The organism is Streptomyces sp. NPDC003327 (assembly GCF_053589515.1).
The window spans coordinates 18,032-29,887 of sequence record NZ_JBSFSA010000021.1 but is presented as its reverse complement, the minus strand read 5'-3'; the positions used below and the strand labels follow the sequence as shown (position 1 = coordinate 29,887).

Annotated in this window: 12 protein-coding genes; 5 read left to right on the top strand and 7 right to left on the bottom strand. The window is 74.5% G+C overall.

The genetic code is table 11. The features are described from left to right. The 5 genes from ACWDVG_RS18040 to ACWDVG_RS18020 form a co-directional block, all read right to left on the bottom strand. Nucleotides 1-903, bottom strand: coding sequence for a sucrase ferredoxin (locus tag ACWDVG_RS18040; RefSeq protein ID WP_451700212.1), 903 nt, complete (start codon nucleotides 901-903; stop codon nucleotides 1-3). A gap of 10 nt (nucleotides 904-913) precedes the next feature. Beyond that, nucleotides 914-2,119, bottom strand: coding sequence for a cupin domain-containing protein (locus tag ACWDVG_RS18035; RefSeq protein WP_451700211.1), 1,206 nt, complete (start codon nucleotides 2,117-2,119; stop codon nucleotides 914-916). Next, a complete protein-coding gene (locus ACWDVG_RS18030; protein WP_451700210.1) occupies nucleotides 2,116-2,376 on the bottom strand; it encodes a BatC protein in 261 nt (86 codons plus the stop codon). Before ACWDVG_RS18030 ends, ACWDVG_RS18035 begins: the two co-directional genes overlap by 4 nt. Nucleotides 2,377-2,541: 165 nt before the next feature. Beyond that, the gene (locus ACWDVG_RS18025) at nucleotides 2,542-3,507 is read right to left on the bottom strand and encodes an MASE1 domain-containing protein (protein WP_451700209.1); all 966 of its coding nucleotides are present in this window, start codon (nucleotides 3,505-3,507) and stop codon (nucleotides 2,542-2,544) included. A 183-nt stretch (nucleotides 3,508-3,690) separates the two neighbouring features. Beyond that, nucleotides 3,691-4,533 carry a PP2C family protein-serine/threonine phosphatase gene (locus ACWDVG_RS18020; RefSeq protein ID WP_451700208.1) on the bottom strand — a complete coding sequence of 281 codons (843 nt, stop codon included), beginning with the start codon at nucleotides 4,531-4,533 and terminating at the stop codon, nucleotides 3,691-3,693. Between the two features lie 347 nt (nucleotides 4,534-4,880). Here ACWDVG_RS18020 and panD point away from each other — a divergent pair, with 347 nt between their 5' ends. Both panD and ACWDVG_RS18010 read left to right on the top strand, forming a co-directional pair. Beyond that, nucleotides 4,881-5,306 (top strand): aspartate 1-decarboxylase, encoded by a 426-nt coding sequence (gene panD / locus ACWDVG_RS18015; RefSeq protein WP_451700207.1) that lies wholly within the window; start codon nucleotides 4,881-4,883, stop codon nucleotides 5,304-5,306. 460 nt (nucleotides 5,307-5,766) lie between these two features. Beyond that, nucleotides 5,767-7,137, top strand: coding sequence for a transglycosylase family protein (locus ACWDVG_RS18010; protein ID WP_451700206.1), 1,371 nt, complete (start codon nucleotides 5,767-5,769; stop codon nucleotides 7,135-7,137). Here ACWDVG_RS18010 and ACWDVG_RS18005 read toward each other — a convergent pair. Beyond that, the gene (locus tag ACWDVG_RS18005) at nucleotides 7,018-8,007 is read right to left on the bottom strand and encodes a DMT family transporter (RefSeq protein ID WP_451700204.1); all 990 of its coding nucleotides are present in this window, start codon (nucleotides 8,005-8,007) and stop codon (nucleotides 7,018-7,020) included. The genes ACWDVG_RS18010 and ACWDVG_RS18005 overlap by 120 nt on opposite strands. A gap of 117 nt (nucleotides 8,008-8,124) precedes the next feature. Beyond that, nucleotides 8,125-8,949, bottom strand: coding sequence for a carbonic anhydrase (locus tag ACWDVG_RS18000; protein ID WP_451700202.1), 825 nt, complete (start codon nucleotides 8,947-8,949; stop codon nucleotides 8,125-8,127). Nucleotides 8,950-9,057: 108 nt separating this feature from the next. On the opposite strand from ACWDVG_RS18000, the gene ACWDVG_RS17995 reads away from it, so the two are divergent. From ACWDVG_RS17995 to ACWDVG_RS17985, 3 genes are all read left to right on the top strand, one after another. Further along, entirely contained in the window at nucleotides 9,058-9,846 is a 789-nt protein-coding gene (locus ACWDVG_RS17995; protein ID WP_451700201.1) for a (2Fe-2S)-binding protein, read from the top strand. A 60-nt stretch (nucleotides 9,847-9,906) separates the two neighbouring features. Then, entirely contained in the window at nucleotides 9,907-11,382 is a 1,476-nt protein-coding gene (locus tag ACWDVG_RS17990) for an SDR family NAD(P)-dependent oxidoreductase (protein WP_451700200.1), read from the top strand. Between the two features lie 289 nt (nucleotides 11,383-11,671). After that, nucleotides 11,672-11,848: a hypothetical protein gene (locus tag ACWDVG_RS17985; RefSeq protein ID WP_451700284.1), complete on the top strand. Its 177-nt coding sequence runs from the start codon at nucleotides 11,672-11,674 to the stop codon at nucleotides 11,846-11,848. The last annotated feature ends 8 nt before the right edge of the window (nucleotides 11,849-11,856 follow it).

Genomic DNA, 11,856 nt, shown 5'->3' with positions numbered 1-11,856 from the left:
TCAGCCGACGCGCAGCGACGTGACGTCGTAGTACACCGCCGAGCCGAGGGACCGGCCGCGGCAGGTCAGTTGGTGGGCGGGTGCCCGGCGGGCGTGGATCTCGACCTCGAAGGCCTGCAGTCCGGCTCCGGTGAGACGGCCGCCGACGCGGACCCGCCAGAGGTCACCGTCCCTGACCGTCTCCTCGACGACGTAGTCGTGCCGGCCCGAGGGACCCGCGTGGCGGAGCACCGCGGCCAGGGCGGCCTGCTGGGGCGGGGCGAGGTCGGTGTACCCGCGCAGGTGGTCCGCGTGGACGCGGTCCGCCAGGTGGTCGCCGACCACCGTCACGGCGGAGGGCGCGTCGAGGTTGCCGTAGTAGACGCCGTCGGGCGCGACGACGACGTTCGCCGCGAACCGGTCGCCCCCCACGTGGGTGCACTCCCACACCAGCCGGGGCCAGCCGTCGCTCAGCGCACGGGCCACCGGACGGCCGCGGAGGGCGCAGCAGGTGTCGTGCGGGCCGTGGGCGCAGACGAGGACGACGGGTGGGTGCCCCGGCTCCCCGGGGGCGTGCAGGGCGGTGACGATTCCCGCCAGGTCCCCGTCCCGGTCCCAGGTCCCCCATTCCTGACGGTGGTCGCCGCCCTTGTCGTAGCGCAGGACGGCCCACCGCCGCGGCTCGTCCGGGCGGCCGCGGCCGTGGCGCCTGATCAGCAGGACGCGGGCGCGCACCGCCCGTGCGGCGGCGTTCACCCCCGCCTTGACCCCGGGTTCGAGGTCAAGGCCGTCGAAGCCGTTGAACGGCCAGCCGGCCCGGTACTCGACGAGGACCCAGACCGAGCCGTACGGCGCCGTGCCCGCGATCGGGTCGCCGCGCAGGCGCGCGGCGTCGGAGCAGAGGAACCGGGCCGGAGTCGTCATCGGGTCCGTCTCATGACCCGGCGGGGACGAGGACGCCCGCGCGCAGCAGTCGTTCGACGAAGGGGAGACCGAGCTCGCCGGCGAGGTGCGTCCCGCCGTCGAGGATCCGGAGCGTCGAAGGGAGTTCCGCCTCCGGGAGGTCGAGCCACCCGACGCGGGTGGCGAGGCGCCGGCCCACGAGCCGCGCTTCCAACGCCTCCCGGAGCCGCACCGGCGAGTCGGGGGCGAGGCCGTCGAGAGCCCCGAGTTGCGCCAGGGGCCCCAGGGGCGCGGGGCGCGCCTGGCCGCGGCGGGCCCGGTGGAACAGGGGAGTCGGATCGGCCTCGGTGAGCGCGGCGACGAGTCGTCGGCGTACGAAGGCGAGTTCGTCGCCCGGCCCGTCGACGCCCAGCGGGAGGGACCCGCGCATCTCCAGGTCCTCCCGCAGCGACGCCAGGGCGGACTCGGCGAGTTGCGCGGCCAGCGCGTGCCGCGTCCAGGTGTGGACGCCGAGCGTCAGGTGGATCGACACCGCGCCCAGCGCCTCGGCGGCGTGCAGCCAGCCGCGCGGCAGATAGAGGACGTCGCCGGGTTCGAGCACGGCGTCGATGTACGCCTCGCCCCGCGCGGCCTCGGCGACCGCGGCGCGGTGAGCGGTCCACGGCTGGTCGCGCAGCGGAGCCGGGTGCACGGGCTCGTGGACGATCCAGCGCTTGGCGCCCGTGACCTGGAGGACGAAGACGTCGTGGACGTCGTAGTGGTCGTCGAAGCCGCGGTTCTGCGGCGGGGTGACGTAGGCGTTCGCCTGGACGGGGTGGCCGAGTTCCGTACCGAGGCGCGTGGCGAAGTCCCCGACCGGCTGCCAGGTGCGCTGCAGTGCCTGCAGGACCAGGGTGCTGCCGTCGGCGAAGCTCCGCCACAACGCCGTGTCGTCCACCTGGTCCGCGATCGACGCGCCCACTCCTCCCGGCGCGGTGAACGAGGACTCGGGGGCGGTGGCGCCGTCCTTGGCGACGCGGAGGAACGGCGTACGCAGCCCGCGTCGGGAGACCAGCTCGTCCACGGCGGACGCCGAGAACAGGTCGGAGAAGTCGCCGGCTCCCCGGGTGAGCAGCGGGGCGCGCCCCCAGACGTCCCGGGCGAACTCGTCGCGGCCGAGGCCGATCAGACGCGCCTCCAGGACACCGCCGTCGAAGCCCGTGGCCGTGTCCCGAAGCGTTTCCGGAGCGGTGCTCAAACGCCGCCCTCTTCGGCTCCGCCGTCCGCACCGCCGTCGTGCACACCGGGCGTCCCGGCCGCGCCGCCGTCCGCCGGGCCTTCCGCTCCGCTGTCGGCCCCTCCGTCGGCTCCGCTGTCGGCGCCACCGTCGGCGCCACCGTCGGCGCCGCCGTCAGCGCCTCCGTCGGCCCCGCCGTCGTGGACGTCGGGCGTGCCGTCGGCACCGCCGTCCAGGGGGCCTTCCTGCTGGTTCGGGTCCTGCTCGGAGTGCGCCATGTTTCCTCCTGAGGGCACGGATGAGTGGGAGTGGGGCCGGTCTTGTCCGACCCCACTCCAAACTCACCCACGCGGAGGGGAGCGGCAACCGGAGCGGGCGCCGACGTCCGCCCGAAGCGGCTCCGCCGCCCGTGCGGGAGGGACCCCGGCTTTCAGGCGCGGGGTTCACGGATCCCGGTGCCCGCCGGGTGGGGCCGCCCGGCTCTCGGCGGTGCCGGGTGCACCCGGCGAGGGTTCGCCCGCCGCAAGGTGCTCCAGGACCTCCGCCAGTTCCTGGCAGGCCCGGCGCACCGACCGGCGGGTCGCGCGCTGCTCGGTGATGACGGCGGCGAGGAGCAGGGCGGTCAGCGCGGCGGAGCCGTTGAACGCCTGGAGCTTGGCCATGATCTCGACGTCCGTCAGGTGGAGGAACGCGCCCCGCCCGGAGGTCGCCTCGAAGGTGGTGAGCACGGAGGCGAAGAGCGCGCACAGCATGCTTCCGGCGAGCTGGAAGCGGAGCGCTGCCCAGATCAGCAGGGGGAAGACGAGGAAGAGCATGCTCATCGAGCTGCGTACGGCCATGGGCATGAGGGCCACGGTCGTCACCCCCAGAAAGGCCGCCTCCTTCCAGCGCCGCACCCGCAACCGTCCGGCCGGTTCCGCGAGGACGAGCAGGAGCGGGGCGATGAGCACCACCCCCATCGTGTCGCCCACCCACCAGGCCAGCCAGACGGGCCAGAACTCGCTCGTACTGAGGGAGCCTTTCGCCACCTGCAGTCCGACCCCCGCGCTCGCGCTGATCAGCATGGCGCCGAACCCGCCGAGGAAGACCAGGGCGAGTCCGTCCCGCAGCCGCGCCATGTCGCGTTGGAAGCCGGCCCGTTTCAGCAGCAGGAAGGCGCAGAGCGGCGCGACGGTGTTGCTCACCACGGTGACCACGGTGGTGGCCCCCGGAGTGGTGAGGGAGGCGATGACGAGGAAGGAACCGAGGGCGATCCCGGGCCAGACCCGCGCGCCGAGCAGCAGCAGGGCGGCGACGGCGACGCCGGTGGGCGGCCAGATGGGGGTGGCCACCACGCCTTCGACGACGAGGCGGCCCATCAGGCCGAGGCGTCCGGCCGCGTAGTAGCACACCGTCACGGCCAGCGACATCAGAGCCGCCTGCACGGAGGGCCGGAACTGCCGAAGAGCCAACACGTCCACCATCAGACACCGGCCGGGCCGCCATGACCGGGCAAGGACCCCAGCGTGTCGGGCGCCGCCGCAGGGCACGGTCCCGGCCGGTCGGTGGGCCGACCCGGCCCGAGAACCGACCCGGCCCGAGGCGAGCCCCCCTCACTCCTCGCCCGCCGGACGGGCAGGACCGCCGTCATGACCGACGACCAGGACGGCCGCGTCGTCCTCGTGCCCCACCGTGGCCGCCAGCTTCATGACGGCGGTGGCGAGCGCGTCGACGTCCAGCCCGGCGACGGCGGTGATCCCGGCGAGCCTCGTCACCCGGTCCAGCCCCTCGTCGACGTGGAGCGAGGGCCCCTCCACCACCCCGTCGGTCAGGAGGACGAAGACACCGTCGGAGGTGAGCCGGTGGCGCGTGGCCGGGTAGTCGACGCCGCTGAGCACCCCGAGCGGAGGCCCGCCCTCGCTGTCGTCGATGCCGGAGCGGCCGTCGGAGGTGGCCCAGATGTGGGGGATGTGGCCGGCCCGCGCGCACTCCAGGGTGCCGGCGGCGGGGTCGAGCCGGAGGAAGGTGCAGGTGGCGAAGAGGTCGGCGCCCAGCGAGATCAGCAGGTCGTTGGTGCGGCCGAGCAGCTCTCCCGGGTCTCCGCTGACGGACGCCAGCGCGCGCAGGGCCACACGGACCTGTCCCATGAAGGCGGCCGCCTCGATGTTGTGCCCCTGCACGTCGCCGATGGACATGCCGATCAGCCCCCCGGGCAGGGCGAAGGCGTCGTACCAGTCACCACCCACGTTGAGCCCGTGGTTGGCGGGCTCGTAGCGGACGGCGAGCCGGGCGCCCGGAAAGCGGGGCAGGTCCGAGGGCAGCATGCCGCGCTGCAGGGCCACGGCGAGCTCGACACGGGACCGCTGCGTCTCGGCCAACTCGCGCGCCCTGGCGGTCAGCGCCCCGAGCCGGACCAGAAGGTCCTCGCTGTTGCCGGCCGGCCGTCTGCGGAACATCGATCACTCCGACGTCACGACAATCCTCGCATCGGTCCGTCCCGTCTCCAGCACGCGGGACCACGCGGAAGCCCTCGGTACGAACAGGTCCTTCCCCACTCTGCCCGGAGGGGACGGCGTCCGCATCTCATCGGCGAAGGACACGGCGGACCCCGGCGGACCGCTCCCACGCCTCGGCCTCCCGCCGCGCACCTCCGGTACGGGCCGTGTGAAAGCGCAGGTCAGAACCTCCTCGGCCCGATCCGGGCGATGTTCCTCACATCCCTCGGACAAGGGTGTCGGTGTACAGTCGACGACGCCCTTGACCTGCACGAAGCAGGCAGGGAGCCGTCTCACAGGAGTCCAAAGTGCTGCGTACTCTGTTCAAGTCCAAGATCCACCGGGCCACCGTCACCCAGGCCGACCTCCACTACGTCGGCTCCGTCACCGTCGACGCCGACCTCATGGAGGCCGCCGACCTGCTGCCCGGCGAGCTGGTGCACATCGTCGACATCGACAACGGCGCCCGTCTCGAGACCTATGTCATCGAGGGCGAGCGCGGCTCCGGCGTGATCGGCATCAACGGTGCCGCGGCCCATCTCGTGCACCCCGGGGACCTCGTGATCCTCATCAGCTACGCGCAGGTCGACGACGCGGAGGCCCGGTCGTTCGTGCCGCGCGTCGTGCACGTCGACGGTGACAACCGGATCGTGGAGCTCGGCAGCGACGCCTCCGCCGCCGTGCCCGGCACCGACACCGTGCGCCCGCCGCACGCCGTGCCCGCCGCGCACTGATCCGGCACGGCCGCGCCGGCCGGGCAACCCCCCCCGAAGGGCGGGGTCCGGCGGGCGTCCGCCGCTCGGCCGGGCCACCCTGGAAGGGTCGGGGGGCGGGGGACCGCCCCCGAGGAGCCGTCGAACGAGAGGTTCGTGATGACCCAGCCGCCGATTCCCGCACCGCAGCCGCCCTCGCCCGTACCACCCCCGCACCCGGGGCCGCCGCCCGTACCGCCGCCCGACCCGGTCCCGGTCCCGCCCAACCCGGAGCCGGCTCCGGGACCCGGGCCGGTCCCGGCGCCGCCGCCCGTCCCGCCCGTACCGGAACCCGAGCCTCAGCCCCAGCCGGGCCCCGCGAGTGGCCGCCCCCCGTCATCACCCGGCTGACGCAAGGCCCTTGAGATCCCGTACGCCCCTTGTCACGCAGCGTGCGCCCCCCGTAACTTGGACCGCCGCTGCTGTGTTCAAGGGGGGCCACATGGCCGTACGCGGACGTCACCGCCGCCACCAGCCGAGCCGCGTCAACCGCGCCTCGCTCACCGCCACCGTCGGCGGCGCCGGCATGGCGCTGCCACTCATCGGGGCCGGAGCCGTCGAGGCCGCCTCGCTCGACGTGTGGGAGAAGGTCGCGGCCTGCGAGTCCTCCTCCAACTGGCGCATCAACACCGGTAACGGCTACTTCGGCGGACTCCAGTTCAGCCAGTCCACCTGGGAGCGGTACGGAGGCCGGGACTTCGCCCCGCGCGCCGACCTCGCCTCCAAGGACCAGCAGATCGCCGTCGCCGAGCGGGTCCTCAAGGGCCAGGGGCCGGGCGCCTGGCCCTCCTGCGCGCCCCGCGCCGGTCTCGCCCGCGGTGACGCGGCGCCCGGCACCGGGGACCGGACCGCCGGGAACGCCCCGCGGACCGCCTCGCTGCCCGCCCAGCGCGCCTTACCCGACCGGACCAGGAGCGCCGCACCCACCGACGTCCCCACCGTCCGGGAGATGTACACGGTGGCACGGGGCGACTCCCTCTCCAAGATCGCGAGAGAGGAACGCGTACGGGGCGGCTGGAAAGGCCTGTACGACACCAACCGGACCGTCGTCGGCGACGACCCCGACCTCATCCACCCGGGCCAGCGCCTGACCCTCCGCATCGCCGCACCGCCCGCGAGGACCGCGCAGAAGCAGGCGCCCAAGCCCGTCGCGAAACCCGCCACCAAGCCTGCCGCCAAGCCCGCCGTGACACCGCCCCGGGCCGACGGCCGACCCTCCGCCCCGCCCACGACCCGGCCGTCCACGAGACCGGCGCCCCGCCCCGCGCCCTCGTCCGCCGGGACCCCCTCCACGAAGCCGTCCAAGAAGCCGACCGCGCAGCCGTCCAGGAAGCCCGCCGCGAAGCCGACCACCCGGACGACCCCGCGCCCCGCCCCGCAGCAGAAGCCCGCCGCCCAGCCCCGCGAGGACCGCTACGCGGCCCCCGTCTCCGCCGGGATCGGCACCCGCTACCGCACCGCGGGCTCCTCCTGGTCCAGCGGCTACCACACCGGCGTCGACTTCCCCGTGCCCACCGGCACCTCCGTCAGGGCCGTCTCGGACGGCCGGGTCGTCTCGGCCGGCTGGGCGGGGGCGTACGGCTACCAGATCGTGCTGCGCCACGACGACGGCCGCTACAGCCAGTACGCGCACCTCTCCGCGCTCTCCGTCCGCGAGGGCCAGCGCGTCCACGGCGGCCAGCGCATCGCACGCTCAGGATCGACCGGCAACAGCTCGGGACCGCACCTCCACTTCGAGATCCGCACCGGTCCCGGGTACGGCTCCGACATCGACCCCCTGGCGTATCTCAGGGCCCGCGGAGTCACCATCTGACGCCTCCCCGCCGTCCCCGGCCCCCGCCGGGGACGACGTACGGGCCGTCGCCAGGCGGTCCACGGTCAGCTGCACGAGTCCACCCGCCGCGACGGCGCCGCAGATCAGCGCGGCGACCGTGCCCGCGGCGCCGTACCGGAAGCTCTCACCGAACAGGGTCAGCCCGACCGTCGCCGCGACGACCGGGTTCACCACGGTGACCGTGGCCAGCGGCGCGGCGAGCCCGGCCCCCCGGTACGAGGCCTGCGAGAGCAGCAGGCCCGTCACGGCGAGCGCCGAGAGGACGAGCAGCCCCGGCCACTCGGCGAGCGGTGCCTCAGGCGTCCACTCCTCCGCCACCGCCTTGGTCGCGACCGAGGCGATTCCGAAGGCGACGCCCGCGGCCGCCGCCAGGAGCACCCCGCGCAGCGCCGAGCGGCGGGCGGCGTGGGCGGCCGCGAACAGGGCCGCGACGACCCCGGCGGTCACGCCGACCAGCAGCCAGCGCTGCCCGTCGGCCGGCAGCCGGGTGTCCGAGCCGCTCGTGAGGCTCAGCAGGCCCGCCAGCCCGACGGTGGCCATCAGCGCGCCGCGCCAGGCCCGGCCGCCGGCCCTGCGGCCGACGAACAGGGCCGCCATCGGCAGGGCGAAGACGATCGTGAGGGCGCCCAGCGGCTGCACCAGACTGAGCGGTCCGTACGCGAGCGCCGCCACGTGCAGCGCCGCCCCGAGGCCGTTCAGCAGGACGGCGCCCCACCAGGCCGCGTCGCGCAGCGGCGCGTAGCGCAGGCCGGGGGCGGCGGCCGCGACCCGCTCCTGCACGATCGCCGCGGCGGCGTAGGCCACGGCGGAGACCAGGGACAGGAGCACGGACAGCACGAGGGGGCTCATACCTTCCACGATCTCTCTTCCGGGCGCCCGCGTCGTCGTTCCCCGGAACCCCTTTCCTCGTACCGCCGACGCAGTACGTGCCGTACGCGTACGCCCCCAGGTGTACGACCGGGCAGGTCAGAACGGGTGGAAGGCGACCTTTCCGGTGTCGAGGTCGAAACGGGCACCCACGATCACGGCCTCCGAGAAGGCCGCGTCCCGAGCCAGCCGTCGCCGCACCCGGTCCACGTTCGCCCGGACCGTGTTCTCCACCCAGTCGCCCGGCAGCCCCTGGGTCTCCCGGGCCGCAGGGGCGAGCTCCTCCACCACCCGCGCCAGGTGCCCGGTCGCCGGAGCGCCGGTCCGTATGTGCTCCACGGCGGCCGACGCGGCTCCGCAGCGCTCGTGGCCGAGGACCACGACCAGCCGGACGTCCAGCTCCTCCACGCCGAACTGGACGGAGCCGAGCACGGCCTCGTCCAGGGCCTGCCCGGCCGAGCGGATCGTCAGGAGGTCCCCGAGGCCCTGGTCGAAGACCAGCTCCGGCGGGACCCGCGAGTCCACGCAGCCCAGTACGACGGCGAACGGGTGCTGTGCCACGGCCACCGCCGCCCGCCGGTCCGCGCCCTCGTGCGGATGGGCCTGCCGCAGGGCCGCGAAGCGGGCGTTGCCCGCGCGCAGCAGCGCGAGCGCCCGCGCGGGCCCCGGCTGCCCGGACAGCCCCGCACGCCCCGGCTGCGCGCTCGGCCCGCTCGGCCGGGGGTCCGGGGTGGGACGGCCCGGCTGCGGGGCGGCGAGCGCCGGAGGGACGGCGGAGCCCGAGGCGAGCGCGGCCAGGCCGAGCGCGAGGACCCCGCGGCGGCCGGTCACGGTGCCGGACCGGGACGCGGCGGGCGAGGAGGCCGAGGAGGACGGGGAGGCCGAGTCGGCGGCGGACGGTGAGGAGGACGTCGGAAGAGTCATGCCCCGAGCGTTACGGTGTGCGCTGGGGCGGGGGATCGGCTTGGTCCACCCATGACCAACCCTTGGCCAAGAGCGGTCCGAGGGGCCGCGCGACGACGGGGGTACGGGGTGGATCTCGACGAGAGCGGGTCGATGGGCGGCTTCTTCGCCCTCCGCACCGAGCCGCCCGTCCCCGCGGGCCCGCGTCTCCCTGACGGCGCCACACCTGCCCCCGACGGCCCCCGGCCCCGCTCCGACACACCCGTACCCGGCGGCGCCCACCGCCCCCTCGCCGAGCTGTACGCCGGGCAGGACGACGCCCTCACCGCCCGCGTGAACGTCGTCGCCACGCGCCTCCGCGTCCCCGAGCGCCGGGTCGCCGCCTCCGTCGCCCACCTCGGCCTCGCCGCCCGGCTCTGGTCGACCGCGCTTGGCCCGGCCGCGCTGCACGGCCGCTTCCCGGGCCTCGACCCGGCCGAGCTGCACTGGGACGGCGGCCTCACCGCACCCGACGACCTGTGGTGGTCCGGCACGGCCACCCGCCCCGCCACCGTCGCCGACCTTCGCGCCGCCGTCCAGGAAGGCCACCTCGTCCCGCTCCACGCGGCCCTGCGCCGGGACGGCCGGATCTCCCCCCGGCTCCTGTGGGGCAACGCGGGCTCCGCACTCGCCGGGGCCCTGCGCGAGATCGTCCGCTGGTCCATGGCCCGGGGGCGCCCCGAGGTCGCCGAACGGGCAGCCGTCCTCGTGGGCGGCCTCCTCGACCACCCCGACCTCGCCGGCACCGTCCGCGGCCCCCGGCTGCGCCGCGCCACCTGCTGCCTCTACTACCGCGCCCCCGGCGGAGGGCTGTGCGGCGACTGTGTCTTCGACCACCCTCCCCGGACGGGTTTGGAGGGGCGGCCCCCCGCTCCGTAAAGTTGCGTCTTCGACAGCGACGACACCCACAGCAGCAGCGGCGAGGAACGGCAGAGGGCCATGACGGTGACCGAAGAAAACCAGGACTACGGCCCGGGAATCGACCCCGAGCGCCTGGCCGTCTGCCTGAGCGTGCTCGACGAGCTCGACAAGCTGGAGGTCGACCACCCGGACGCGATCGCCGTCCGCCGCGCCACCGCCGGCATCTACCGGACCGTGAAGCAGCGCCGCCGCCAGGAGCGCAGGGCCGCCAAGACCGCCCACGACAAGGCGGTCACCGAGGCGACCGCGACCGGTTCCGCCCAGCGCATCGACGACGAGACCGAGGGCATCCTGCCCTCCTCGGTCACCGAGGCCGGCCAGATCGCGGGCATACTCCAGCGCCCCCGGTCCTGCTACACGTGCAAGACCCGGTACGTCGAGGTCGACTACTTCTACCACCAGCTCTGCCAGCCCTGCGCCGCCCTGAACCGGACCAAGCGCGACGCCCGCGCGGACCTCAGCGGCAAGCGCGCGCTGCTCACCGGCGGCCGGGCGAAGATCGGCATGTACATCGCGCTGCGACTGCTGCGCGACGGCGCCCACACCACCATCACCACCCGCTTCCCCAAGGACGCCATCCGCCGTTTCAAGGCGATGGAGGACTCCGCTGACTGGATGCACCGCCTGGAGGTCGTCGGCATCGACCTGCGCGACCCCGCGCAGGCAGTGGCACTCGCCGAGCAGACGGCCGAGGCGGGACCGCTCGACATCCTCATCAACAACGCCACGCAGACCGTCCGCCGGCTGCCCTCCGCGTACGCCGCCCTCGTCGAGGGCGAGAGCGCGCCGCTGCCCGCGGGCGAGCTGCCGGCCCACCACGTCATCGGCGCCTTCAACTCCGGTGCGGTGGACGGTCTGGCGGCGCTGCCCGTCGGCGCCAGCGGCCTGGAGGCCCAGAAGGTCGCCGACCTCGCCCTCGTCGCCGGCAACGCCAGCATCGCCCGGCACCTCGACGGCACCGCCATCGACGCGGGGGGCCTGCTGCCCGACGTCGTGGAGAGCAACACGTGGGTGCAGAGCATCGAGCAGATCTCCCCGGTCGAACTCCTGGAGACCCAGCTCTGCAACTACACGGCGCCCTTCATCCTCATCAGCAAGCTGCGCCAGGTGATGGCCGACGCGGCCGCGAAGGCGCCGAGCGGCCGTGCGTACGTCGTGAACGTCTCGGCGATGGAAGGCGTCTTCGGCCGCGGCTACAAGGGTGCCGGGCACCCGAACACCAACGCCGCCAAGGCCGCCATGAACATGGTGACCCGGACGAGCGCGCAGGAGATGTTCCAGACCGACGGCATCCTGATGACCTCGGTCGACACGGGCTGGATCACCGACGAGCGTCCGCACTTCGACAAGCTCCGCCTCGCCGAGGAGGGTTTCCACGCGCCCCTCGACCTCGTCGACGGCGCGGCCCGCGTCTACGACCCGGTCGTCCGCGGCGAGCAGGGCGAGGACGTCTACGGGGTCTTCCTGAAGGACTACGCGCCGGGCAACTGGTAGAGGACCGGTGGACGGTCGGACACGTCCGCGTGGGGAGCGCTTCACCTGCCGGTGGAGCGCTCTTTCCGTTTTCCTCACTCGAACGCGTCACACTTCACAGCCCGCCAGAGCGCATCCGCGCTCATTTGGTTAGTCTGAGGTCCACAGTCGGACACCGAGGACACACACCGTCTTCACGTCCGGCCCGGGGACTGGCCTGCCACCAAGGCCGCGGTCCCGCCCGACGAACGGCGCCACCGCGACCGACCGGCCCCCGTCCTCACACTGACGCGACACGAAGGAGTGCGCGGTGACACCAGAACTGAAGCAGGAACCGCGACCAGCCGAGACGACCGGCCCCGCCCGGCGGCCCCGCCGGGACGGCGAGCTCGGAAGCCTCGACGTGTGGGCCCGTTCGGCGCCCATCAGGCTCGCGGGCTACGAGGACGACCTCGCGGAACCGCACATCCTGCCCGGCATCGACTGAGCCGCCCC